This is a genomic window from Streptomyces ferrugineus, assembly GCF_015160855.1.
In the GTDB taxonomy this organism is placed as follows: Bacteria; Actinomycetota; Actinomycetes; order Streptomycetales; family Streptomycetaceae; genus Streptomyces; species Streptomyces ferrugineus.
On record NZ_CP063373.1, the window covers coordinates 4,518,514 to 4,543,756 of the forward strand.

Genomic DNA, 25,243 nt, shown 5'->3' on the forward strand with positions numbered 1-25,243 from the left:
CGGCCCTTCCCGAAGGGCCGCTTCCAGGGGACTGCGCGGGCGCGTGCGCCGGGGAGCGTGCGTGGTGCTCCGGCGCGTGCGTCGGTTTCACACGGGGTGCTCGGAATGCCGAATGATGACACGGCTGCGGCGAGTTGGCACCGTATCTGACTTCCTTTCAGTGTGACGGATGTTGCTCAAGTGCCTTGTTGGTCATGAGCGTGCTGTGCAAGGGTGAACATACCCGTGGGGGGTGGAAAAAGGCCGGCTCATTCGTTCCGTGGGGAACCGGTGCGGATGGATGTTGGTGAATTCTCGCTCCCCGCGCTCGTGTCGAAGAGGTACACACCAAGTCACCGGGTCCCTTTTCGGCATCAGAACTTCTGTGTCATGCGCGTGGGAAGGAATCCGTTCAGTGCCCACCCCCCACCCCCCTCGCCCTCCTTACCCCCCACCCGGGGGTGTTCCGGAGGAATCCGACGAAGGCCTCGCCGCCAGACTCCGGGGCCGCCCGGACGGCGAGGCCGCTCCGTCCGTCGCGCTGCTCATGGCGCGGCACTGGCAACCGGCCCACGAATACGCGGTGATCTGTCTCGCCTCCCCGGCCGACACCGCGAACTTGGTCACCGCGGCCGCGTTCCACCACGTCCTCGACCGTCTGGCACTGGGCGAACCGGCCGTCGCGCTGCGCCCCCGGCTCCTCGTCGCGGTCCGCGACGCCGTCCGGCAGTGGTCGGCCGACGACCGAATAGCGGGCGTTCTGCCGGAACTGGCGAAACCGGCGGGCGGCCGTGGTATGCGTACCGCGAAGTCCATGACGCCCGAAAATCGGAAGCTTGCCGATCGGTCATTCCAGGCGCTTCCGGGACTTGCCCGATGTCTGCTCTGGCACACCGAGGTCGAAGCCGAGCCGCTAAGCGTCCCCGCCGGTCTACTGGGCATGGATACCGTTACCGCCTCGGCCGCGCTCGAACAGGCGCGTGATAAATTCCGCGAAGGCTGTGTACATGCCCATCGGGAACTCGCGCCGACGAAGGATTGCCGGTTCTACAACCGCCTCCTCGATGTCCCGATTCGCCGGGGCGGGGCCCTGTTGCCGGATGTGCAGCAGCATCTGACGGAGTGCCGCTACTGCCGTAACGCCGCCGAACAACTGAGTCATTTCGAGGGCGGTTTGGGCGTACTCATCGCCGAGGCGGTGCTCGGCTGGGGCGCACGCCGCTATCTGGACACCCGTCCGGGCCGTACCCAGAGCGGCGGACCCCGGGCGCGCGGTTCCGCCCGGCACGGTTCCGCGCGCCGGCGCCTCCTGCCGCGCCTCCCCGGGGGCATCCGCAGATCGCCCGGCGGCCAGCGCACCTCACGGACACTGCTCACGGGGGTGGGCGTGGCCTCGGCCGGGCTGATCGCCGTCATGCTCGCCACCGGCCTGCTGACGGACGACGACGGCGTCGACCCCGACGCCACGGCCACCGGCGCCGGAACCCGGCTCCCGCCCGCGGTGTCCACCGCGCCCCCGGGCACCGCCCAACTCCCCGACGCACCGCGCCAGACCAGGCTGCGCAACGCCGACGCCGAGCTGTGCCTCGACATCCGGGGCGAGCCCGAGGAAGGGGCCGGCACCGAGCTGGCCGAGTGCTCCGACGCCGACACCCAGCAGTGGTCGTACGAGAAGGACGGCCTGCTGCGCAGCGTCGCGGACCGCGGCCTGTGCCTGGACTCGCATGTGGACGCCGGTGTGGTGATCCTCGGCAAGTGCGCCGACGACGACTCGGAGCGTGCCGACGACGTGCGCTACGACCTCACCGTGCAGGGCGAGTTGCTGCCCCGCTGGGACGAGCAGCTCGCCCTGACCTCCACGACCGCGGACGTGGGCGCCGACATCGTCGTCAAGGTCCGCGACGGCTCCGAGTCGCAGCGCTGGCTGGCCGATCCGCCGACGTCGGCGAGCCCCGGGTCGCTGTCGAGCGAGGAGGTGGAGACGCCGGAGGCGCGGGCGGTGGGGCTGAGGGAGGAGGAGGCGTAGGCGCGCGGTTCCTCGGCCTCTTCAGGGAGCCGCCGTGCCCCGACCCGCTCAGTTCACGACGTCCCGCGGGGCCTCGCCCGACAGGAACCCCGTCACGTTCTGCACGGCGGCCAGAGCGATGCGGACCAGGGTCTCGCGGGTGACGCCGCCGGCGTGCGGGGAGAGCACCACGTTCGGGGCGCGGAGCAGCCGCAGGGCCCGGGTGGGCGGTTCGGGGTCGAAGACGTCGATGCCCGCGCCGGCCAGGGCGCCCTTCTCCAGCGCGTCCGCGAGGGCGTCCTGGTCGATCAGGGCGCCCCGCGCCGTGTTGATCACGAACGCCGTCGGCTTGAGCAGCGCCAGCCGCTCGGCGTTCAGCAGGTGCCGGGTCTCGTCGGTGAGCGGCGCGTGCAGGGAGACGTAGTCGGCGGTGCTCAGCAGTTCGTCGAGGGGCACATGGCGGGCGCCGCCGAACTCGGCCTCCGTCTTCGGCGCCAGTCGCCGTCGTCCGGCGTAGAGCACGCTCATGTCGAACACGGCCGCGCGCCGGGCGACCTCCCGCCCGATCTGGCCCAGCCCCACGATGCCCAGCGTCTTGCCGCACAGCTCGGTCAGCGACTGCTGGAGCCGGGGGAGTGCCCAGTCGGCGTCGACGAGCGCGGTGTGGGCCGGGATCAGCTGCTTGGCCAGGGCGAGCATCAGGGCGAAGGTCTGCTCGGCCACGTTCTGCGCCTCGGCACCGCTGGAGCCGATGTTGCACACCCGCACCCCGCGCTCGCGTGCCGCGTCCGCGTCGACGTACTCGAAGCCGTGGCTCGCGCACTGCACCAGCGCCAACTCCGGTGCGGCGGAGAGGTGTTCGGCCCTCACCGGGGCGAGCGCGGTGATGATCACGTGGGCCGAGCGCAGGGCGGCCGGGTCCTCGTCGGCCGTCTCGACGACCGTGACGTGCGCGCTGTCGGGGAAGAGCGAGGCGAGACCCGCGCCGATGCCACGGCCGCCGACGTGCGGTGAGATGACGGCGAGGACGTTCTTCGGGGCGGTCATGCGGATTCCTCGATGAGGTCGAAGGGGCCGACCGTGGCGGGGGTGGCGTGCCCGGACAGGGCGAGGGTCAGGTCGAGTTCGGCGAGCAGACAGCGGATGACGTGCTCGACGCCGGCCTGTCCGTCGAGGCCGAGCCCATAGGCGTACGGCCGTCCGACGAGGACCGCCCGCGCGCCGAGGGCGAGGGCCTTGAAGATGTCGTCGCCGGTGCGGATGCCGCTGTCGAACAGCACGGCCAGCCGGTCGCCGACGGCCGCCACGACCCGGGGCAGGGCGTCCGCCGCCCCGACGGAGCCGGCCACCTGGCGGCCGCCGTGGTTGGAGACGATCACCCCGTCCATCCCGGCGTCGGCGGCCGCGCGGGCGTCGTCCGGGTGCAGGATGCCCTTCAGGACGATCGGGCCGTCCCAGTTCTCCCGCAGGAAGGCCAGGTCCGGCCAGGTCTTCGCGGGGTCCGAGAACATCCCGACGAAATGCATGACCGCGGCGTTCGGATCCTCGTGCACCGGCTTGGCCAGGCCGGCCTGGAAGGCCGGGTCGGAGAAGTAGTTGGCCGTGCCCACGCCGTGCAGGAACGGCAGATACGCCTGGTCGAGATCGCGGGGCCGCCACGCGAGCATCGGCGTGTCCAGGGTGACGACGAGCGTGCTGAACCCTGCCGCCCTCGCCCGGGCCAGGAAACTCCGCCCCACCTCCAAATCCTTCGGCCAGTACAGCTGGAACCAGCGCTCGGCGTCCCCCATCGCCTCCGCCACCTGCTCCATCGGGGTGCTGGAGGCCGAGGACAGGGTGAACGGCACGCCCTGCGCGGCGGCGGCACGGGCGGCCGCGCACTCGGCGTCCGGGTGCATGATCGACAGCACCCCGACCGGTGCCAGCGCCAGCGGAGCGGGCAGCGCACGGCCCAACACCTCGACGGACAGGTCCCGTTCGTGCACGTCCCGCAGCATCCGGGGCACGATCCGGCGCCGCCGCAGGGCCGTGCGGTTGGCGCGGGCGGTGCTCCCGTCGCCCGCGCTGCCCGCCACATAGCCGACGGGGCCGGGACCGAGGCGCTGCTCGGTCAGCTCCTCCAGCCGGGTCAGATCGGTGGGCAGCCGGGGCACGGCCCCCGCCATCCCGTTCAGATAGATCTCGTACTGGAAGTCCGCCCAGTGCTTGCCCATGGGTACGCCCCGCCTCTCGCCAGTGAGAACGCGCTGTAGGCAGACCATACCGACCGGTAGGCGGGGAAGTGGATCAAGGGGCGGTCACGGACTCGTGGAGGACACGGGCCAGTTCGCGCGGCTGGGAGAACATCGGCCAGTGGCCGGTGTCCAGGTTCACCAGCTCCCAGCGCTCGCTCTCGAGGAGTTGGGCCGCCGCGCCCCACGGTTCGTCCCCGTCGAGGAGGCACTTGACGTACGTCCCCGCGAGTTCGCCCAGATCGCCCGTGAGCACGGCCGGTTCCGTCGCCGTGGCACCCGGGTGCGGGGTCGCGCGGTGCACGAACCGGGCGATCTGCTCGTCGGTGAGGCCCTGTCCCGCGCAGTCCTCGGCGGTCACCGGCGGCCAGTAGCCGGTCGCCTCGATGGCCTTGCGCACCTCGTCGCTGGGCCAGCCCGCGAGGAACGACTCGCCGTCGACCGGGACGTTCGCGTCGACGAAGACCACACGGGTCAGCCGGTCCCGTATCCGCTCGGCCGCCTGGCCGACCGGCACGCCGGAGTAGCTGTGTCCGACGAGGACGACGTCCCGCAGGTCGAGCCGCTCGATCTCGTCGACGATGTCCCGGACATGGGTCTGCTGCCCGGCGGGCTCACCCTGTCTCTCCGCGAGCCCGGACAACGTCAGGGGATGGACGCCGTGCCCGGCCGCACGCAGTGCCGCCGCCACCTCGTCCCACGCCCACGCTCCGAGCCATGCTCCTGCCACCAGTACGAAGTTGGTCATGCCCGCAACGTAGCCGACGGGTCTGACAACGGCTCCTCCGTCACTCTGTGTCCGCGTCCTCCGGTTCGTTGTCCGGCCCCTGTGCCCGGACCCGCTGGACGTTCTCCAGGGACTCGCGCAGTTCGGTCAGCCAGTCGTCGGTGTGCCGCTGCACCAGCCGTACGCACCAGGCGAGGGCCTCGCTGCGGCTGCGGGCGACCCCGCCGGCGATCAGGGTGTCGAGGACCTGGCGCTCGGGCTGCCGCAGCCGGGTCATCACGGGCGCGGCGACATGGGTGAACAGGGCGCGCTCACCGTCGCACTCCACACCCCAGGAGACCTTCCTGCGGAACCGGCGCTCCGCATCCCGGGCCACCTCGATCCGGGCCTCCCGGGTGCGCTCCCGGAACTCCTGGATCCGGCCCTCCACGGCCGCCTCCCGCTCGGTGTCCGAGACGCCCTCGGCCAGGTGGGGTGCGGGAATGCGGCCGATCACCGTGATCTCCTCGCGGTCGACCGTGACCTCGGTCAGCTCCTCGAAGAGGTCGTCCGGCAGGCGGCCGGCGAACCAGCCGCGCAGCTTCTCTCGTTGTTCGCTGGTAATCATGTAATCACCATTACTCCGCCTCGCCGTGAACACAAGGGCGTGGCGGGCGTGTCAGCCGAGGGCTCAATCGGAATGTTTCAGGCCTATTAATCAGCATGCGGAATCCGGCCAAAGCGCGCGTTGGAACGATCAAGAGGCGCCAGGTTTCGGCGTTGGAACGTTCGAACTCCGTTACTTCACGCCACTGATTCAATACGCAAGGTTACTGAAACCGATGGTGTCGATGTGAGTTTCGGAGCCGGACTCGGCAGACTCCCGGTCGTCGTTCCGGCACCGATCGCGCCGGAGCCGGCACACCCTCAATTCGAGCGGAAGGATGCACACAATGCGGAACACCGCGCGCTGGGCAGCGACCCTCGGCCTCACGGCCACCGCCGTCTGCGGACCCCTCACCGGATCCGCCCTGGCCGACACGGACGCCGCCCCCGCCTCTCTCTACGCCCCCTCGGCCCTGGTGCTCACCGTGGCCCACGGCGACACCGCCGCCATGACCACTCCGGTGCGCGCGGTCACCTTGAGCTGCGCCCCGACGCCCTCGGGCACCCATCCCGCCCCTGGGTCGGCCTGCGCCGAACTGCGTGGGGTGAACGGGGACTTCGACGCCCTCAGAGGCAGAGACGGCGTGCTGTGCACCAAGCAGTACGACCCCGTGGTGGTCACGGTCGACGGGGTGTGGCAGGGCAAGCGCGTGTCCTATGAGCGCACCTTCGGCAACGAGTGCGTGAAGGGCTCCTACGGGACCAGCCTCTTCGCGTTCTAAGGACCGGGATCGCACGGTCCCGTGCAGTTCGGCAGGGCTCGCGGATGGGGAGTGCGAGCCGGGCCGAGGAGGCCGTGCGATCTCGCATCGGGGGTCGGTCGGGCGGAGTGGGGCCGCCCGGCCGGCGCCTCGTGGTACTACCGAGGTGTGCCCTCCTCGCCGGGGATTGCGGGGAGGAGGGGAAAGCGCCCCAGCAGGCCCGCGCCGCGCAACAGCCGCCGGATCCGTGGCGCGTCCGACACGACCCGCAGCCGGCCACCCCGGTCCCTGGCCCGGGTCTCGGCCCGGCACAGGACCCGCAGCCCCGAGCAGTCGAAGAAGACCACCCGCCGCAGGTCGACCAGTACGTCCGACTCGGGAGTGGTGGTCGCGGCCGCCAGATGCTCGGCGAGGAGCGCCTCGGTCGCCAGATCGATCTCACCCATGACCTCGACCACCGTGAACGAACCGCATCTGCGTGTGCGGGCATGGGTGTTCGCCGGGGGCGGCGCGGACCGGGCGGGGTCCATGGCCGGGCCCTCGATCGGATAGGGGGCGCGGTCGTCGGCATCCGGCGTCATGTCCGCTCCACCTCGGCAGGGGCGCATTTGATCGGGGTTGTTACCCGGGGGCGGGGCCGAGCATCCCTGCGGCGCCTCGCGCAAGATCTAGTTCACTCGACCTGATGAATCTCGCCCGACAGGGCTTGACTCTTCGTCGGTCGGTTCCGGCATCCGGTTTATATGCCTTGACAGGCATATAACTGTCGAGGCATGTTGGCGGCATGTCCGACGACGCCTCCCTCTGGAGCGCCCTGGCCGACCCCCATCGGCGGGCCATCGTCGCGCTGCTGCTCGAGCGGCCGAGGTCCGTGGGGGAGATCGTGGAGGAATGCGGGCTGAGCCAGCCGAGTACCTCGAAGCATCTGAAGGTGCTGCGGGAGGCCGGCCTGGTGCGGGTGCGGCAGGACGCGCAACGGCGTGTCTACGCCCTCGACCCGGGCCCGATCGCCGAGCTGGACGCCTGGCTGGCGCCCTACCGGAAGCTGTGGAACGAGAGCCTCGACGCGCTGGGGCGCCGCTTGGACGAGGCAGCGTCGGACACCCGCGAGGAACCCGCCCCGAAGGACTGATCCGCCATGACCACCGAGCTCACCGGCACCTATCTGACCCTGGACGACGGCCGCCCGGCCGTCCGCTTCAGCCGTACCTACGACCACCCCGTCGAGCGGGTCTGGCAGTTCGTGACCGACGCCGACGAACTCGCCGCCTGGTTCCCGTTCCGCGCGGTGATCGACCTGCGCCCCGGCGGCGCGGTCGCCTTCCCCGACGACCCGGACATGGCGGACCTCCCGGGCACGGTCATCGCCGTAGACGCGCCCCGCCACCTGTCCTACGAGTGGGGCGGCGACGAGCTGCACTTCGACCTGGAGGAGATCGACGAGAAGCGCACCCGCTTCACCCTCACCAACGTCCTGGCCGCCGAGGACACCGCCGCCCGCACCAGCGCCGGCTGGGAGGTGTGCCTCGCCGCCCTCGACGCCAGGACGCGTGGCGAGACGTTCGAGGAGCCGCACGCCGGGGTCGACGCGCCGTGGCAGGGCGTCTACGACGGTTATGTCGCCGCCGGATTCCCCTCGGGGGCACCGATCCCCGGCACCGAGGCCTGACCCCTCACGCCAGCTGCCGGCGCACCAGCTCGTGCAGCCGCCCGTTCACATCGGCGAGCAGCTGCGCGGGCGGGCCCTGCTGGGCGACCTTGCCGTCCTCCATCACGATCACCCGGTCGGCGTCCAGCACCGTGGACAGACGGTGCGCGATGACGATGCGGGTGGCGTTGAGGGCCTTGGTGGACTCGATGACCGTGCGCTGGGTCTCGTTGTCGAGGGCGCTGGTCGCCTCGTCGAAGAAGAGGATGCGCGGCCGGCGGATCAGCGCCTGGGCGATCATCAGGCGCTGGCGCTGACCGCCGGAGATCGCGCCGCTGCCCGAGACGATCGTGTGCAGGCCCATCGGCATCCGCTTGATGTCCTCGGCGAGCCCTGCCATCTCCGCCGCCGCCATCGCCTCCTCCGGCGTGTACGGCTCCGTACCGCAGATGACGTCCAGAATGGAGCCGGTGAACGGCTGGGCGTGCTGGAGCACGACCCCGCACTGTCGCCGCACGGCCGACTGGTCGAGCGCCGCCAGGTCCTGGCCGTCGTACAGCACACTGCCCGAGACCGGCTTGTCGAAGCCGATCAGCAGCCTGAGCAGCGTCGACTTGCCGCAGCCGCTGGGGCCGACGACCGCCACGAACTCGCCCGGCCGGACGTCGAAGGACACGTCGTCGAGGACCAGGGGACCGTCGTCGGAGTACCGGAAGGACAGGCGGCGCGCCTCGATCGAACCGGTCAGCGGGCCCGGCCGGGTGCTCGCCGTGCGCACCTCGGGCGTGCCGTCCAGCACCGGCTTGATCTGCTCGAACAGCGGCAGCGCCGCCACCGCCGACACGAACGAGCCCGTGAGCTGGGTGACCGAGGTCAGCAGCATCGTCACCGAGGTGTTGAAGGTGAGGAACGCCGCCGCCGACATCGACCCGCGCGCCGGACCCGCCAGCAGCATGAACATCAGCAGGGTGCACAGCGGCAGATACACCGCGCCCAGCACCGTGGTGAGGTTCTTGATCCGACCCACCTTCTGCTGGAGCTCACGACTGCGCGCGAACTGCGACGCCCAGGCCGCGTACGCGTAGTTCTCCGCCGCCGCGACCCGCAGCTTCGGCAGCCCGCGCAGCGTCTGGAACGCCTGGTTGTTGAGCTTGTTGCTCAGCACCACGAGCCGACGCTGCCAGCGCACCTGCCACAGCCCGAGCCCCAGGAACACCGAGGCGATGACGACGAGCATGCCGATCGCCGCCATCGCCATCGGCACGCTGTACCAGAACAGCAGCGCCAGGTTCATCGCTCCCACCGTCACCGACGAGGCGACGACCGGCCCGACTCCGGCCATCAGACGGCGGATCGCGCTGATGCCCATGGCCTGGCTCGCCAGCTCGCCGGTCGAGCGCTCGGTGAAGAACCGCGTCGGCAGCCGCAGCAGCCGGTCCCACAGGGCCGGCTGAAGCGTCGCCTCGATACGGCCCTCCAGGCGCAGGATCGTCAGGTTCTGCAGCAGCATGAACGCCGCGGCCACCACACTGCTGATCATCACGGCCAGACAGAACTGCACGATCAGCCCGGTCTGGGCCTTCGGCACGAACTCACCGAGCACCTTGCCGGTCGCGATCGGCACCAGCGCACCGATCGCCACCGTGATCAGACCGCTGATCAGGAGGTTGGTCAGGTCACCGCTCGTGCCCCGCATGCTGAACCGCAGCAGCCTCAGCGGGCTCAACGCGCGGTCGGGCAGCGGACGGTAGAACATCACCGCGCGCGGCTCGAACTCCTCCGCGTTGGCCTTCTCGACCGGCGTCTCACGCCCGGTCGACGGATGGACCGCGACATAGCCGCCGCGCCGCCACAGCAGTGCCACCGGCGCACCGGACAGCGCCCGGTGGCCGACGAGCGGGCCGACGTTGTCCCGCCACCACCGCCCGTCGAGCCGTACGGCACGGGTGCGCACGCGCGAGGCGATGGCGACCCGCTCGACCGGGTCCAGCCGGTCGCTCTCGGTGCCGGACTGCGCGGGCTCGGACAGCGTGATCCCGGCCGCCTCGGCGACCAGCTTGCAGGCGGCGTAGCTCGCGTCCGCGTCGGCCGCCGTCGTGCGCTTGTCGCCGCGCTTGCCGATGGACGCCAGCAGCGTCCGATCGGCCTGCGCGCGCACCGCCTCGCCGGCCTTGATGCCCTCGGCGGTGCGCGTCTCATGGGTGCGCTCCAGCTGCTCGATCCAGCGGTCGAGGGTGGTCAGCAGGCGGTACTGCTGGTCGACCATGGACTGCCAGACCGCCGGGTCCATCAGCAGGTCGGCCGCCGCCTCCGCGCCGTACAGCGAGCCGTACTGCACGCTGCCCGGCGGCACCTGCATCCAGAACACGTCGTCGTCGGTCACCTCGGCCGCCCGCTCGGTGGCCATCGGCGCCTGGAAGAGGATGGACAGGCTCCGGCCGACGCCCAGGGCGAGGGCGTACTCCAGGGGGCTCGTCTGCGGCGGGACGTACTGCGGGTTGCCGTACTCGTCGTAGGACCACGTCTGTGTGTTCGCGGGCTGGTACAGCTCGCGCAGTCCGATGCGGTGCACCACGCAGTCCCGGAGCGGGCGGGCCACCAGCGTGTGCTGCGGTCCGGCGACCGGGCCGAGCAGCAGCGAACCCGCCTCCAGCCGGCCGAGGTGGTGCCAGTGGCCCTGCTGTCCGGCGTCGACCGCGAACAGGTCGACCGCGCCGGACGCGACCAGCCACAGCACCTGCGGGCCTTCGAGGTCCAGGCGGTTGAATCCGGCGCAGTCGATGCGCGTGCCCATCTGCCCGAGCGCGCCCAGGACGAGGTCACCCTCGTGGAGGGAGGTCATCTCACCGCTCCTTGACCAGAGCCGCGTACGCGCCGCCGCGCGCCACCAGCTCCTCGTGCCGCCCGCGTTCGACGATCGTGCCGTGCTGGAGTACGACGATCTCGTCGCTGTCGCGCACGGTGCTGAGCCGGTGCGCGATCACCACACAGGCACAGCCGCGCTTGCGCAGGTTGTCCATCACGACCAGCTCGGTCTCGGCGTCCAGCGCGCTCGTCACCTCGTCCAGCACGAGGATGCTGGGGCGGCGCACCAGCGCCCGCGCGATCTCCAGGCGCTGGCGCTGCCCGCCGGAGAAGTTGCGGCCGTCCTGCTCGACCCTGCTGTGGATGCCGCCGGGGCGGCGCATGACCACGTCGTACAGCGCCGCGTCGCGCAGCGCGTCCACCACCGCCTCGTCCGGGATCGACGGGTCCCACAGCGCCACGTTGTCGCGGACGGTGCCCTCGAAGAGGAACACCTCCTGGTCCACGAAGGAGACGGAGGCCGCGAGCGCGCCGCGCGGGATGTCCTCGATGCGCTGGTCGTCGATGCGGATGACGCCCTCCCACGGGGCGTACAGACCCGAGATCAGCCGGGACACCGTGGACTTGCCGCTGCCCGAGCCGCCGACCAGGGCCACCTGCTGGCCGGGTCCCACCGTGAGGTCGAAGCCCGTCAGCAGGGGCTTGTCGAGGGGGCTGTAGCCGAAGGTGATGTTCTGCAGCTCGACATGGCCGTGCAGTCGGCGCGTCGACTCGCCGGTGCCGGGACGGCCGTAGAGCGGGTCCGCCTCGAAGTTCTCCACGTCCTTCAGGCGTGCCACGTCGGCGGCGAAGTCCTGGATGCGGCCCGCGACGCCGTTCAGCCGGGTGATGGGGGCGGTGAAGCGGGTGACCAGGGCCTGGAAGGCGACCAGCAGGCCGACGGATATGCCGCCCTCGATCGCGCGCATGCCGCCGATCCAGAGGATGAGCGCGCTGTTGAGGGTGGCGAGGGTGGGGGCCACCACGCCCAGCCAGGCGCTGGGCACACCGAGGCGCTGCTGCTCCTCCAGCGTGGTGGCGTGCTGTCCGGCCCACTTGCGGAAGTAGCCGTCCTCGCCGCCGGTCGCCTTCATCGTCTCGATGAGCTGAAGGCCGGTGTAGGCGGTGTTGGTGAGCCGGGCGTTGTCCGCGCGCAGCTTGGCGGTGCGGGTGGCGCGCAGCCGGATGACGACCCGCATCGCGACGACGTTCAGCAGGGCGACGCCGATGCCGACGAACGTGAGCTGGGGGTCGTAGGTGTAGAGGAGGATCGCGTAGAGGACGACGACCACCGCGTCCACGCCCGCCGCCGCGAGGTCGCGGGCCAGGGTCTCGGCGACCGCGTCGTTCGATTGGAGCCGCTGCACCAGGTCGGCCGGGCTGCGCTGGGAGAAGAACGTCACCGGCAGCCGCAGCAGATGGCGCAGGAAGCGGGCGCTGGAGAGGGTGGAGGAGATGATGCGGCCGCGCAGCAGGTTCGCCTGCTGCAGCCAGGTCAGCACGACGGTGAGCGCGACGCACGTCCCCATCGAGGCGAACAGCACGCTCAGCAGGGAGGTCTGGCCGCCGATGAGGAACATGTCGATGTAGGTGCGGCTCAGCGCGGGCACCGCCGCGCCGACCACCACCAGCAGCAGGCTCGCCAGGACGGCCGCGGGCATCGTGCCGGCGGTGCCGCGCAGCCGGGCCGGCATCGCGCCCAGGATGCCCGGTTTGCGGCCGCCCTTGGAGAAGTCCTCGCCGGGCTCCAGGACCAGCACGACGCCGGTGAAGCTGCCGTCGAAGTCCTCCATGGGGATGAAACGGCGGCCCTTGGCGGGGTCGTTGATGTAGACGCCGCGGCGGCCGAAGCGGCGGCCCATGCCGTCGTAGACGACGTAGTGGTTGAACTCCCAGAACAGGATGGCCGGCGTCTTCACCTCGGCGAGGGCGGCCGTGTCCATCTGCATGCCCTTGGCCGTCAGGCCGTAGGAGCGGGCCGCCTTCAGCAGGTTGCTGGCGCGCGAGCCGTCGCGGGAGACGCCGCACGCGATGCGCAGCTCCTCCAGCGGGACATGGCGGCCGTAGTGGCCGAGGACCATCGCGAGGGAGGCGGCGCCGCACTCCACGGCCTCCATCTGGAGCACGGTGGGGGTGCGGACGGTCTTCGTCTTCCCCTTCGGCACGGGGCGCTTCGGCGGGGCGGCGCGGCGCCTGCTCCGTGTCTCCTGCGCGGCGCTCACGGCAGCAGCCAGTCGACGGGACGCTCGTCGGCGAGGCGGATCGAGCCCGAGGCCGGCGTCATGGAGGTGAGGCCGAAGGGCGGTCCGTCCGCGGACGACCACTTGTAGCCGCTCTTCGTGCTCGACCTGCGGTCCAGCTTCACCAGTACGGCGACCGGCCGGCCGTCCTTGGTGAACTGCTCGCCCAGCTGCTGGTCCCCGAGGAACGCGGCGATCTGCTGCGCGGACTGCGCGGCGCGGTCCACCGACTTCACATGGCCGCGCAGCACTCCGTACTCCTGGGTGGGCACGGAGGAGACGGTCAGGTCCACGGGGGCCTTGTCGGGGATGGTGGCCGCGTTCTCGGCGGGGACGTACACCGTGGCGTAGAGCGGGTCCTTGGCGTGGGCGATCTTCTCGACCGCGGCGACGTTCGCGCCGGTGGAGATGATCTGCCCGATGGTGGCGGCGAGCGCGGTGACGCGGCCCGCGGCGACCGTGCGCACGACCGTCTCGCCGTCGGCGGTACGGACCTTCAGCACGGGGGACTTGGCGGGGAGCCGCTCGCCCTCCTCGGCGACGACCGCGGTGACCTGGCCGGCGACCGGGCTCTGCAGGATGTAGCTGCCCTGGCCGTGGGTGAGGATGGCGGGCGCGGTGACGGTGGAGGCGACCGAGCCGGTCACCGCCCACACGGACGCGGCGGCCATGACCACCACGGTCACGGAGAGGACCAGCCAGCCCTGGGGGCGGGCGAAGCGCACCGGAAGGTCGAGCTCCTCCGGTGACTGGAGCTTGGCGAGGGCCTGTTGGCGGAACTGCACGGAACTTTCCCTCACCTGAGGATGAGTATTCGGGCACCCGAGAGCCCCGGAACCGGGGAATGGCTCCGGGACTCAGAGGTTGCAAAAGGTGCGATCAGAGACCGGCGACCAGGTTGGTGACCGGGGCGGTCTGCAGGCCGGTGACACCCTCCACGGTGCCGACGACCGTGTCGACCAGGCCGGAGACCGGGGCGATGCCGTTGACAGCGTCCAGGGCACCGTTCACGGCGTTGACCTGCAGGCCGCCGGAGACGTTGTCGAGCTCGGCGTCGGAGATCTCGACGGTCTCAACCTGGGGGGTGGAGTTCATGATGGAACTTCCCTTCCTAATGGATATCTCACAAGGGGGAGCGGCCCCCTCTGGGGACAGATGACGGCCGCGACCGCAGGCGCCTGGCGCCGTTTCCGGAAGCCGTTGGCGGCCCCGCGATGCGATGGATCAAAGCACGCTGTGGGCGCGTGCTTCCAATCAAACATCCGTCTCACCAGGGCACTTGGGCCCCAGGGGCATCGATCCGTGCAGACGTGGGCACGTCTCGTCGGCGAGTTCTTCACATGCGTCACAGCATCGGCTCGGACGGGCTGTTGCATCTGCCCGGGAGTGCTCGGGTCGCTGTGGCGGCGAATCCGACACTCCCGACCCAATGGCGTAACCGGCGGTAGCGGCTTGTGCAGAACCCTGGTCCACGGTGACTTCGTTGAGTATTGAATGTGCGGATTCGTTGAAGCTTGGATTCCGCTCTGTGTTCTCAACCGACCGTTACTGATCAGTGGCGGACCGTGTCAGCCGAGTAGCGCGTAGACCGTGCTCGCCCGCGCCGCGATGTCTCCCGAACCCTCGTCCGTCATCGAGATATCGGCGAACGCCATACGGCGGCCCAGCTTGGTGACGACCGCTTCGATCAGGACATCCGAACCGATCACCGCGCGCTGGAACGACGTCGACTGCTGGACGGTCGTCATCGGTCCGTACGCCCCGCGCGCCACCGACACGGCGATCACGGTGGCGGTGTCGGCGGCGGCCATCAGCGCCTGCCCGGACAGTGCGCCGCCCTCCCGGGCCAGCTCCTGTGACCAGGGCATGCGCAGAACGGCGCGGTCGTCCTCGACCGCCTCGACCGTCAGGCCCAGGGCGAGGACCCAGGGGGCGAAGTTGGCGGAGAGGATCTTGTCGGCTTCAGCGGTGGTCATCGTCATATGGGGGATTCTTCCCGCCGCCGAGCCCTCCTGCGCGGTGCCTGGCCGAATAGGCGTCCCGACTCGGGTGCCCGCAAACGGAATTGAACGCACCACCCGACCCGTGCGTACCCATGGCCAACCAGGCGCCCCGAACAGCCGCCGCTGAGACGGCGGCACAGACCCCGTCCCCCAGGAGGTCGAGAAGTTTGAGTCACAAGCGAATTCCGAAGCGCAAGGCCGCGATAGCCGCGGGCGGCGTGGCGGCGCTCGGAGCGGCCGCGATCCTGTTGCCGAACGCCAACGCGTCGCAGGACGGCGCGTCGGACGCCGCCGCCGCTGCCCCCAAGACTCTGAAGGCGGCGGACGCCTCGGATCTCGCCTCGCAGCTCTCGGGACTGCTCGGCGACGCCTTCGCCGGTTCGTACTACGACGCCGAGAGCCAGCAGCTCGTCGTCAACGTCATCCCCGGCGACAACAACAACGTGGTCGTCCAGGCGAAGAAGGCCGGCGCGAAGATCCGCGAGGTCGAGAACAGCCTCGCCGAGCTCGAGTCAGGCGCGCAGACCCTGAAGGCCGAGGCGACCATCCCCGGCACGTCCTGGGCGGTCGACCCCAGAACGAACAAGATCCTCGTCACCGCCGACTCCACCGTCACCGGCGACAACTGGGACCAGCTCGAGTCGACCGTCGACAGCCTCGGCTCCGGCATGGCGACCATCAAGAAGTCGGCCGGCACCTTCAAGACGTTCCTCTCCGGCGGCGACGCCATCTTCGCCGGCGGCTCACGCTGCTCCACGGGCTTCAACGTCACCGCGGGCGACGGCACCCCCGCCTTCCTGACCGCCGGTCACTGCACGCTCGCCGGTAACGAGTGGTCGGACGCCGAGGGCGGCCAGCCGATCGCCACCGTCGATCAGTCCACGTTCCCCGGCGACGGCGACTTCGCGCTGGTCAAGTACGACGACCCGGCGACCGAGGCGCCCAGCGAGGTCAACCTCGGCAACCAGACCGTCGCGATCAGCCAGGCCGCGGACGCCGAGGTCGGCCTCCAGGTCTTCCGGATGGGCAGCACCACCGGGCTGAGCGACGGTCAGGTCCTCGGGCTCGACGCCACCGTGAACTACCCGGAGGGCACGGTCACCGGGCTCATCCAGACCGACGTCTGCGCCGAGCCCGGCGACAGCGGCGGCTCCCTGTTCACCCAGGACGGCCAGGCCATCGGCCTGACCTCCGGCGGCAGCGGCGACTGCACCGTCGGCGGCGAGACCTTCTTCCAGCCGGTGACCACCGCCCTGGAGGCGGTCGGCGCGACCCTCGGCGACGCCGCGGGCGGCGGCGCGGGCGCCGGTGACGAGGCCGGTGCCGGCGACGAGGCGGGCGCGGGCGAAGAGGCCGGCGCCGGTGAAGAGGCCGGCGCCGGTGAGGAAGCCGGCGCCGGTGAGGAAGCCGGAGCCGGTGAAGAGGCCGGAGCCGGTCAGGATGTCGGCAACGGCAACGCCGACGGCACTGGCAACGGCCTCGGCGAGATCGTCGGCAACGGCGTCGGGAACTGACACCCGAGACCCGACGCACGGATCCGGCTGATCCAAAGGACACACGCGGATCCGAGTGACCCGGACGAGAACGTGGTCCGGCCCTCCGGCGGGAGGGCCGGACCGCTCCGTTTCCCGGGCCGTCAGCCACGCGCCCGCAACAACAGCAACGCCACGTCGTCGACCCGCTCCCGCACCGCCGTGCCGTGCCGCACGAGCAGGTCGGCCAGCTCGTCCAGGGGCCGCTCCCCGGCGTCCTCGAGCAGCCGCCCGAGCTCGGCGAGCGCGTCCTCGATGTCGACGCCCGGAGACTCGATCAACCCGTCGGTGTAGAGCACGAGCACACAGCCGGGCGTGAGATCGACCTGCGTCGTCGGATAGGCGGGCGTGCCGTCGATGCCCAGCAGCGGGCCGCCCGCGAGGTCCAGCACCCGCACCCGCCCGTCCGGCCGTCTCAGCAGCGGCGGCGGATGCCCGGCCCGGGCCATCACCGCCCGGCCGTGCTCCGGGTCCAGGGACAGATACACACAACTGGCGAACAGGTCGGAGCCCAGGTCGATCAGCAGCCGGTTGGTGCTGCGCATGACCTCCTCCGGCGCCTGGCCCACCGTCGTGTACGCCCGTACGGCGGTGCGGATCTGGCCCATCAGCCCGGCCGCGGTGACGTTGTGGCCCTGCACGTCCCCGATCACCGCCGCCGCCAGGCCGTGGTCCGTCGGCACCAGGTCGTAGAAGTCGCCGCCGATCTCCATGCCCTGCGTGGCCGGCAGATAGCGCGCGGCCGCCTCGATACCGGTCAGCGTCGGCAGCGTGTGGGGGAGCAGGGCGGCCTGCAGCCCGTGCGCCAACTGGTGCTTGGCGTCGTAGAGCTGGGCCCGCTCCAGCGCCTGTGCGATGAGCCCGCCCAGACTGGTCAGGACCGCGCGTTCGTCCGCCGGGAAGGGGTGCGGCTCGGTGTAGGCGAGCACACAGGTGCCCACCGGCCGCCCGGAGGCGATCAGCGGCAGATACGCCCAGGCCGCGAAGGAGTCGGGGGCGGCGACCCGCGCCGGATACAGCCGCTCCAGCTCCTGCCGGGAGTCGAAGAACGCGGGCACCCCGGTGCTCAGGACCTGTCCGCCCGGGGTCCGCTCGGCCAGCGGCAGCCCGTCGAAGCGCTCCACGGTGTGCGGGTCCGGAAAGCCGCGGTGGCCGAGCACATGCAGCCGGCCCGACCGCGAGCCCAGGACGACCAGCGCCTGACTGCCGACGGCCGGGACGACCTCGTCCGCGACCAACTGCACCACGTCCTGCACGCTCGCCGCCTCGGTCAGCGCACCGGCCAGGCTCAGCACCTGCGAGATGGTCACCAGTCGGGACGGCGCGTCACCCGGCTGCGGTCCGCGGCGGCCCATCTCCGCCACCGCGCGGGCCCGGCTGATGCGCACGCTCAGCCCGGTCGTACTCGGGTACATGCGGAACGACAGCCACTCGCCGGGCGGACGCAGCGCCACGAACGACGTGGTCTGCTGGCTGAACAGCGCGGCCCGGTAGCGGTCCTCGTAGACGGGGTCGTTGAGCCAGGGCACCGCCGCCCACAGCTGGTTGCCGAGCAGCCGGGTGACCGGGACCCCGATCAGCTCGGCCGCCGCCGGGTTGGCGAAGCTGATCCGGCCGTGCAGATCGAGCGAGCACAGCCCGTACGGCAGCCGCTGCACCATGCGCGCCGCCTCCACCGTGCCGAACATGCCGGCCGCGCCGCCGAACGCCGGACCGGCCAGCAGATCGGGCTCCGGCAGCGGCGGGCGGCTCGCCTCGATGGCCCGCTCCAGGCGCACCGCGAGCCGCCGGCAGGCCGCGGTCAGATGGTCCCGGTCCCGGGCGGACAGCTCCGGCGGGTGCGAGCCCGGCCAGGTCACGAAGATCGCGCCATAGGCCGTGGTCTCGGTGGCCACCGGCAGCGCCGCCAGCGCGAACGGATACGGCAGCACGACCGCGATCCGCGGATACCGGGCCGCCATGTCCTCCTCGCCCCCGACCCACACCAGCCGCCGCTCGCGCACCGCCTCCGCGACCGGGATCGGCGCGCTCAGCCCGACCCGCTCCCACGGTGCCGCGAACGCCCTGGGCAGCCCCGCCATGACCGCCATCTCCAGCACCGGCTCGTCGGCCGCCAGCAGATACACGCCACCGGAGTGCGCGTGCACCTCCTCCATCATCGAGGCCAGCGCCAGCGACAGCAGCGGTCGGCCGACCCGTGTCCTCGCGGCCGCCGGCGCCTGGGCGGACGTCTGCCCGTCGGACACGCCGACCACCTCCTCCGCCGGAGCCTCGCGACGGGTCCCAGGCCACAAATCTCCCTCTTCACGGCCCGCCGCGCACGGCGAGCGGACGGCGCCTTTCGAGCAGCCGCCGCGCAGGCCCCTTCACAGAACGCTCCCAGGGGCTGCGCAGGTGACTCATAAGCGCTGTAATGGCGGACGTGGTCACAGAGGGCGCCGCGGGACGCAGGACGAGGAGACTGCGTGCCGAGGAGGCCCTGAAGGCGCTTGCCGTCGATCCGGACCCGCCCGAGCGACTGCGGCGGATCCTCGAGCAGGCGCTCGTCTTCGGAGGGGCCTCCCTCGCTGCCGTGTACACGTCGAGCGAGGACGGTGAGCTGCTCTGCCTCGTCGAGTCCGTCGGCGTGCCCCGCACTCTGTACGGCCTGCGCGACGGCTACGCCCCGACCGGAGGGTCCCCGCTCGCCGACGCCCACCGCGACGGCCGCCCCGTGTGGCTCGGCCCGGAGCAGCTCGCCGACCGCGCGGAGTCACGGCGGGTGCCGTCGCGGGACTTCTCCCTCGCCGTCCTGCCCGCCCACGGCGACGCCGGCTGTCTGCTGGCCGTGAGCGAGCGCCCGGGCGGCTTCGACGCCGAGGACCGCGCGTGCCTGGAGCTGATCGCCGAGGCCGTCGCCCTGCCCGCACCGTCGGCGGCCGCCGAAGCGGGCGAGCTGCCGGTCAACGCCTTCAGCCTCGCCATGGACACCGGCCGCGTCGAGGTCGGCGACACCATCCTGGACCTCTTCGGCCTCGGCCCGGACGAGTTCGACGGCAAGGTCGAGACCCTGCTCGGCCTGACCGTCCCGGAGGACCTGCCGTCGCTGATGTCCGTCGTCGAGGCCGACCACATGTCCATCGGCGACCGCGAGTTGGAGTTCCGCGTCCTGCAACCCGCCGGCCCGCCCAGGTGGCTCCGGCTGAGCGGCCGCCTCCTGCCCGGCGGCGAGGGCCGCCCGGCCCGCCTCGTCGGCACCGTCGCCGACGCCTCCACCCTGCGTGCCGAGGTCACCGACGTGGCCCGCGTCCAGCGCCTCGCCGCCGCCCTCGCCACCGCCGGCACCGTCCGAGACGTCAGCCACGCCGTCGTCACCGCCCTGCGCAAGCCGCTGCGCGCCGACCGCATCGCCCTCGCCGAACTGGAGCACGACCGCCTCGTCGTCACCGTCCTCGACCCGCCCGAACCCGAGTCCTGGCCGGAGCTGTGGCGCCTGGAGTGGCGTACCGAATGGCCGGACGCGCCCGTGCGGGCCATGCCCACCCTCGCCGCCGCGCTGCGCGAGGGCCGCGCCCGGATCTGGCCCGCCGGCACCCCGCTGGAACCCGCCCTCGCCGACGTCGGCCCCGGCGGCCTCGCCGTGCTGCCGCTGCCCGCCGGGGGCCGCGTGGCCGGCGCCTGCCTGATCGGCTGGGACGCCCCGCACGAGTTCGGCGCCGACGAGCGCGCCCTGCTCACCGCCTCCGCCGGCCTCGCCGGACAGGCCCTGCTGCGCGCCCACGCCTTCGACGCCGAGCACGAACTCGTCGGCATGCTCCAGCGCCAGCTCCTGCCGCGCCGACTGCCCCGGCTGCCCGGCGCGGAGGCCGTCGCCCGCTATCTGCCGACCACGGCCGGCCTGGAGGTCGGCGGCGACTGGTACGACGTGATCCCGCTGCCCGACAACCACGTCGCCCTCGTCATCGGCGACGTCCAGGGCCACAGCGCGGCCGCCGCCACCCTCATGGGCCAGATGCGCACCGCGCTGCGCGCCTACGCCGCCGAAGGGCACCCCCCGGACGTGGTGGTCCACCACGCCAACCGGCTCCTGATGGAGATGGAGACCGACCTCTTCGCCACCTGCTGCTACGTCGACATCGACCTGGAGGAGGGCTCCGCCTGGTGCGTCCGCGCCGGCCACCTCCCGCCCGTGCTGCGCCACCCCGACGGCCGGACCGAGATCACCGAGGCCGAGGGTGGCCCGCCGCTCGGGGTGATGCGGCAGGCCGACTTCCCGATGAGCCCGCTCGGCCTGGCACCCGGCACCGTCGTCGCCCTCACCACGGACGGCCTCGTCGAGTCCGCCGAGGACGACATCGACACCGGCATGGACCGGCTCGCCCGCCGACTCGCCGGCTCCGACCCCGCCCACCTCGGCCTCGTCGCCGACGCCCTGCTGGTGGGGGCGCGCCGCAGCGACGACATCGCGCTGCTCCTGCTGCGCTACGACGGCATGGCCGTACGGCCGCTGCGCGAGAGCTGGACGGTCTGGCGCGTCCCGGAGGCCGTCGGCCACGCCCGCCGCTTCACCCGCCGCACCCTGCGCGCCTGGACGCTGGCGCAGCCGGACGTGGACGCCGCGCTGCTCGTCGTCTCCGAACTGGTCACCAACGCCCTCGTGCACACGGACGGCCGTGTCCGCCTCGACCTCACCCTCGTCAACCACCGGCTGCGCGTCGCGGTCGCCGACGCCTCGCCCCGGAGCCCCGTCAAGCCGACGAGCGTGAGCTGGGAGGCCACCGGAGGGCGCGGGATCCTGCTGGTCGAGGCCATGTCGGTGGCATGGGGAACGGTGCCGGTCAGTGGCGGAAAACAGGTGTGGAGCGAGATCGCCCTGAGGGCCTGAAGCCCGACCCCGGTGAACGCACGACAGCACGGCAGTGACAGACAGGCCAACGCCTCAGTCCTCAAAATGGCCGAATCGGGGCTAAGGTGAAGCAGATGAAGGCTCTCGTGCTGTCCGGTGGCGCCGGTACGCGCTTGAGGCCGATCACGCACACTTCGGCCAAACAGCTCGTGCCGGTGGCCAACAAGGCCGTTCTCTTCTACGGGTTGGAATCCATCGCCGCGGCCGGCATCACCGACGTCGGCGTGATCGTCGGTGACACCGCCACGGAGATCCAGGACGCCGTCGGCGACGGCTCCAAGTTCGGCCTGGAGATCACCTACATTCCGCAGGAACGCCCGCTGGGGCTGGCGCACGCCGTCCTCATCGCCCGTGACTATCTGGGCGACGACGACTTCGTGATGTACCTCGGCGACAACTTCATCGTCGGCGGAATCGCCGACCTCGTCGACGAGTTCCGGCAAGACCGCCCCGACGCCCGGATCCTGCTGACCCAGGTACAGGATCCGCGGGCCTTCGGTGTCGCCGAACTCGACGGCAGCGGCCAGGTCATCGGCCTGGAGGAGAAACCCGAGCACCCCAAGAGCGATCTCGCGCTGGTCGGCGTCTATCTGTTCACGCCCAAGATCCACGACGCGGTCCGCGCCATCACCCCGTCCTGGCGTGGCGAACTGGAGATCACCCACGCCATCCAGCACCTCATCGACCGCCGCGCCGACGTGCGCTGCACCGTCATCAAGGGCTACTGGAAGGACACCGGGAACGTCGGCGACATGCTGGAGGTGAACCGCACCGTCCTGGAGGACATCACCCGCCGAATCGACGGCGACGTCGACGAGGCGTCGCAGACCGTCGGGCGCGTGGTCGTCGAGGAGGGCGCGCGCGTCGTCAACTCACGCATCGTCGGCCCCGCCGTCGTCGGCTCCGGCACCGTCGTCCAGGACTCCTACATCGGCCCCTTCACCTCCATCGCGGAGAACTGCCGGATCATCGACAGCGAGCTGGAGTTCTCCATCGTGCTGCGGGACTCCACGATCCACGGGGTGGGCCGGATCGAGTCCTCGCTCATCGGCCGGCACGTCGAGGTCACCCCCGCGCCCAGCGTCCCCAGCGCCCACCACCTCGTCCTCGGAGACCACAGCAAGGTGCAGATCCACCCATGAACCTTCTCGTCACCGGCGCCGCCGGCTTCATCGGCTCGACCTACGTCCGCAGGCTGCTCGCCCATGACACACCCGACGCGCCACGGATCACGGTGCTGGACAAGCTCACCTACGCCGGCACCCTCGACAACCTCGAACTCGACCACCCCCGGCTGAAGTTCGTGCGCGGCGACATCCAGGACGCCGAACTCGTCGACAAGTTGATGGCCGAGGCCGACCAAGTGGTGCACTTCGCCGCCGAGTCCCACGTGGACCGCTCGATCGACGGGGCCGGCGACTTCGTGCTCACCAACGTGGTCGGCACCCAGACCCTGCTGGACGCGGCCCTGCGCTACCGCGTCGAACCCTTCGTGCACATATCGACCGACGAGGTCTACGGCTCCGTCGCGACCGGCTCGTCCACCGAGGACGACATCCTGCGGCCCAGCTCGCCGTACTCCGCCTCCAAGGCCTCTTCCGACCTGCTCGCCCTCGCCTACCACCGCACCCACGGCCTCGACGTCCGAGTCACCCGCTGCTCCAACAACTACGGACCGCACCAGTTCCCCGAGAAGGTCGTCCCGCTGTTCATCACCAACCTCCTCGACGGGCACCAGGTCCCCCTCTACGGCGAGGGCCTCAACGTCCGCGACTGGCTGCACGTCGACGACCACTGCCGCGGCGTCGAACTCGTGCGCACGAAGGGCCGCCCCGGCGAGATCTACAACATCGGCGGCGGCACCGAGCTGAGCAACAAGGACCTCACCGGGCTGCTGCTGACGGCCTGCGGCGCCGACTGGGACCGGGTGCGGTACGTCGAGGACCGCAAGGGCCACGACCTGCGCTACTCCGTCGACTGGACCAAGGCCCGCACCGAACTCGGCTACCGGCCCCGCCACGACTTCGCCTCGGGCCTGGCCGCCACCGTCGCCTGGTACCGCGACCACCGCGCCTGGTGGGAACCCCTCAAGCGGCGCGTCGGCGAGGAGCACGGATGAGGTGGCTGGTCACCGGCGCGGGCGGCATGCTCGGGCGCGACCTGGTCGAGGAACTGCGCACCCGCGGCGAGCAGGTGACGGGCCTGGACCACAAGGCCCTCGACATCACCGACTCCGAGTCCGTCGCCCGCGCCCTCGCGGCACACCGTCCCGAACTCGTCGTCAACTGCGCCGCGTACACGGCCGTCGACGACGCCGAGAGGGACGAGGAACGGGCCCTGCGCGTCAACGGAGACGGCCCGCGCCTGCTCGCACGGGCCTGCGCCGCACACGAGGCCGGCCTGATCCAGATCTCCACCGACTACGTCTTCGACGGGGACGCCCGAACTCCCTACACGGAAGACGACCCCCCGGCCCCGCGCACCGCCTACGGCCGCACCAAACTGGCGGGCGAGCAAGGCGTGTCGGACGAACTGCCCGCCGCGAGCACGGTCGTACGCACCGCCTGGCTGTACGGCGTCCACGGCCGCAGCTTCGTCCGCACGATGATCGACCTAGAGTCCCGACTGGACACCGTCGACGTCGTGAACGACCAGCGCGGCCAGCCCACTTGGAGCGCCGACCTCGCCGCGCTCATCGCCGACCTCGGCCCCCGCGTCGGCCATGACGCGCCCGGCGTCCTGCACGCCACCAACTCCGGCGAGGCCACCTGGTACGACCTGGCCCGCGAGGTGTTCCGGCTGCTCGGCGCCGACCCCGACCGGGTGCGCCCCGTCACCGGCGAGGCCTTCCCCCGACCCGCGCCCCGTCCCGCATACAGCGTCCTCGCGCCCGGCCGTCGGCAGCGGCTCGGCCTCGCACCACCGCGCGACTGGCGCACCGCCCTGCACGAAGCACTGCCCCGGATCCGCAAGGAGACCCTTCGTGAAACGCCATGAGTTCCTGAAGGAACTGCACAAGGTCAGCGGCAACCGCAACTACCTGGAGATCGGCGTCAACGACGGCCGCAGCCTCCGGCTGTCCCGCGTCCCCACCATCGCCGTCGACCCCGCCTTCAAGGTCGTCACGGAGATCCGCTGCGACGTCCACCTGGTCAAGGCCACCAGCGACGAGTTCTTCGCCCGCGACAACCCGCTCAGCCACCTCAAGGGCGGCCGTCACCCACTGCGGAACCTGCGGCGGGGGCGCAGTCCGCTCGGGTACTGGCGTCGCACCGTCCTCGACCTGTCGTTCATCGACGGCATGCACCTGTTCGAGTACGCCCTGCGGGACTTCATGAACATCGAGCGGCACTCCGACTGGACCAGCGTGATCGTCTTCGACGACATGCTGCCGCGCAACGTCGACGAGGCGGCACGGGATCGGCACACCGGCGCATGGACCGGGGACGTGTACAAGATCGCCGAGATTCTCGGGCGGTACCGCCCCGACCTGGTGACGGTACAGGTGGACACACATCCGACCGGGCAGCTCGTGGTGTTCGGCGCGGACCGGCGCAACACCGTGCTGCGCGACCGGTACGACGAGATCGTCGCCGAGTACGACGTGCCGGATCCCCAGAAGGTGCCGGAGACGATTCTGGACCGGGCGGGGGCGGTGGCGCCGGAGGCGCTGCTGGGGGCGGGCTTCTGGCGGCCGTTGACGAGGGCTCGTGCCTTGGGCGTGGGGCGGTCGCGGGGATGGGAGCCGCTGCGGAAGGCCGTCGAAGGGGTGGGTGGGGGTCACTGAACCGCCCCCTGCCACC

General features: G+C 71.4%; 21 protein-coding genes. 10 read left to right on the top strand and 11 right to left on the bottom strand.

Annotated elements, in window-relative coordinates; all coding sequences use genetic code 11:
* Positions 1-394: 394 nt before the first annotated feature.
* Positions 395-2,005, top strand: a complete 1,611-nt coding sequence (locus tag IM697_RS20630; protein WP_194049177.1) for an RICIN domain-containing protein — start codon at positions 395-397, stop codon at positions 2,003-2,005.
* 48 nt (positions 2,006-2,053) lie between these two features.
* Here IM697_RS20630 and IM697_RS20635 read toward each other — a convergent pair whose 3' ends face one another.
* From IM697_RS20635 to IM697_RS20650, 4 genes are all read right to left on the bottom strand, one after another.
* Complete coding sequence (locus IM697_RS20635; RefSeq protein WP_194049178.1) at positions 2,054-3,031, bottom strand: 2-hydroxyacid dehydrogenase; 978 nt, start codon at positions 3,029-3,031, stop codon at positions 2,054-2,056.
* A complete protein-coding gene (locus IM697_RS20640; RefSeq protein WP_194049179.1) occupies positions 3,028-4,197 on the bottom strand; it encodes a lactate 2-monooxygenase in 1,170 nt (389 codons plus the stop codon). The genes IM697_RS20635 and IM697_RS20640 overlap by 4 nt, the downstream gene beginning before the upstream one ends.
* A 73-nt stretch (positions 4,198-4,270) precedes the next feature.
* Positions 4,271-4,963: an alpha/beta fold hydrolase gene (locus tag IM697_RS20645; protein ID WP_194049180.1), complete on the bottom strand. Its 693-nt coding sequence runs from the start codon at positions 4,961-4,963 to the stop codon at positions 4,271-4,273.
* A 40-nt stretch (positions 4,964-5,003) separates the two neighbouring features.
* The gene (locus IM697_RS20650) at positions 5,004-5,549 is read right to left on the bottom strand and encodes a hypothetical protein (RefSeq protein WP_194049181.1); all 546 of its coding nucleotides are present in this window, start codon (positions 5,547-5,549) and stop codon (positions 5,004-5,006) included.
* Between the two features lie 325 nt (positions 5,550-5,874).
* Here IM697_RS20650 and IM697_RS20655 point away from each other — a divergent pair, with 325 nt between their 5' ends.
* Positions 5,875-6,309, top strand: a complete 435-nt coding sequence (locus IM697_RS20655; protein WP_194049182.1) for a protease inhibitor — start codon at positions 5,875-5,877, stop codon at positions 6,307-6,309.
* Between the two features lie 137 nt (positions 6,310-6,446).
* Here the strand turns inward: IM697_RS20655 and IM697_RS20660 are convergent, their stop codons facing one another.
* Complete coding sequence (locus IM697_RS20660) at positions 6,447-6,869, bottom strand: STAS domain-containing protein (RefSeq protein WP_194049183.1); 423 nt, start codon at positions 6,867-6,869, stop codon at positions 6,447-6,449.
* Positions 6,870-7,072: 203 nt separating this feature from the next.
* Here IM697_RS20660 and IM697_RS20665 point away from each other — a divergent pair, with 203 nt between their 5' ends.
* Both IM697_RS20665 and IM697_RS20670 read left to right on the top strand, forming a co-directional pair.
* Positions 7,073-7,420 (top strand): ArsR/SmtB family transcription factor, encoded by a 348-nt coding sequence (locus IM697_RS20665; protein WP_194049184.1) that lies wholly within the window; start codon positions 7,073-7,075, stop codon positions 7,418-7,420.
* A gap of 6 nt (positions 7,421-7,426) precedes the next feature.
* Entirely contained in the window at positions 7,427-7,957 is a 531-nt protein-coding gene (locus IM697_RS20670) for an SRPBCC family protein (RefSeq protein ID WP_194049185.1), read from the top strand.
* A 4-nt stretch (positions 7,958-7,961) separates the two neighbouring features.
* Here IM697_RS20670 and IM697_RS20675 read toward each other — a convergent pair whose 3' ends face one another.
* The 5 genes from IM697_RS20675 to IM697_RS20695 all read right to left on the bottom strand — a co-directional run bounded on the left by IM697_RS20675 (position 7,962) and on the right by IM697_RS20695 (position 15,002).
* Positions 7,962-10,778, bottom strand: coding sequence for an NHLP bacteriocin export ABC transporter permease/ATPase subunit (locus IM697_RS20675; RefSeq protein WP_194049186.1), 2,817 nt, complete (start codon positions 10,776-10,778; stop codon positions 7,962-7,964).
* Between the two features lies 1 nt (position 10,779).
* On the bottom strand, positions 10,780-13,002 hold the full coding sequence (locus IM697_RS20680) for an NHLP family bacteriocin export ABC transporter peptidase/permease/ATPase subunit (protein WP_194049187.1): 2,223 nt from the start codon (positions 13,000-13,002) through the stop codon (positions 10,780-10,782).
* On the bottom strand, positions 12,999-13,805 hold the full coding sequence (locus IM697_RS20685; protein WP_194049188.1) for an HlyD family efflux transporter periplasmic adaptor subunit: 807 nt from the start codon (positions 13,803-13,805) through the stop codon (positions 12,999-13,001). The genes IM697_RS20680 and IM697_RS20685 overlap by 4 nt, the downstream gene beginning before the upstream one ends.
* Before the next feature lie 94 nt (positions 13,806-13,899).
* Positions 13,900-14,115 carry a type A2 lantipeptide gene (locus IM697_RS20690; RefSeq protein WP_194049189.1) on the bottom strand — a complete coding sequence of 72 codons (216 nt, stop codon included), beginning with the start codon at positions 14,113-14,115 and terminating at the stop codon, positions 13,900-13,902.
* A gap of 473 nt (positions 14,116-14,588) precedes the next feature.
* Positions 14,589-15,002, bottom strand: a complete 414-nt coding sequence (locus tag IM697_RS20695; protein ID WP_194049190.1) for a PaaI family thioesterase — start codon at positions 15,000-15,002, stop codon at positions 14,589-14,591.
* A 188-nt stretch (positions 15,003-15,190) separates the two neighbouring features.
* Here IM697_RS20695 and IM697_RS20700 point away from each other — a divergent pair, with 188 nt between their 5' ends.
* A complete protein-coding gene (locus IM697_RS20700) occupies positions 15,191-16,537 on the top strand; it encodes a S1 family peptidase (RefSeq protein ID WP_194049191.1) in 1,347 nt (448 codons plus the stop codon).
* A 122-nt stretch (positions 16,538-16,659) separates the two neighbouring features.
* Here IM697_RS20700 and IM697_RS20705 read toward each other — a convergent pair whose 3' ends face one another.
* The gene (locus IM697_RS20705) at positions 16,660-18,810 is read right to left on the bottom strand and encodes a SpoIIE family protein phosphatase (RefSeq protein ID WP_194049192.1); all 2,151 of its coding nucleotides are present in this window, start codon (positions 18,808-18,810) and stop codon (positions 16,660-16,662) included.
* 158 nt (positions 18,811-18,968) lie between these two features.
* On the opposite strand from IM697_RS20705, the gene IM697_RS20710 reads away from it, so the two are divergent.
* The 5 genes from IM697_RS20710 (at position 18,969) to IM697_RS20730 (ending at position 25,227) form a co-directional block, all read left to right on the top strand.
* Positions 18,969-21,419, top strand: coding sequence for a SpoIIE family protein phosphatase (locus IM697_RS20710; RefSeq protein WP_194049193.1), 2,451 nt, complete (start codon positions 18,969-18,971; stop codon positions 21,417-21,419).
* 95 nt (positions 21,420-21,514) lie between these two features.
* Positions 21,515-22,582: a glucose-1-phosphate thymidylyltransferase gene (locus IM697_RS20715; RefSeq protein ID WP_194049194.1), complete on the top strand. Its 1,068-nt coding sequence runs from the start codon at positions 21,515-21,517 to the stop codon at positions 22,580-22,582.
* A complete protein-coding gene (rfbB, locus tag IM697_RS20720; protein ID WP_194049195.1) occupies positions 22,579-23,559 on the top strand; it encodes a dTDP-glucose 4,6-dehydratase in 981 nt (326 codons plus the stop codon). Before IM697_RS20715 ends, rfbB begins: the two co-directional genes overlap by 4 nt.
* Entirely contained in the window at positions 23,556-24,437 is an 882-nt protein-coding gene (gene rfbD / locus IM697_RS20725) for a dTDP-4-dehydrorhamnose reductase (RefSeq protein ID WP_194049196.1), read from the top strand. Before rfbB ends, rfbD begins: the two co-directional genes overlap by 4 nt.
* Complete coding sequence (locus tag IM697_RS20730) at positions 24,424-25,227, top strand: class I SAM-dependent methyltransferase (protein ID WP_194049197.1); 804 nt, start codon at positions 24,424-24,426, stop codon at positions 25,225-25,227. Before rfbD ends, IM697_RS20730 begins: the two co-directional genes overlap by 14 nt.
* Positions 25,228-25,243 lie beyond the last annotated feature (16 nt).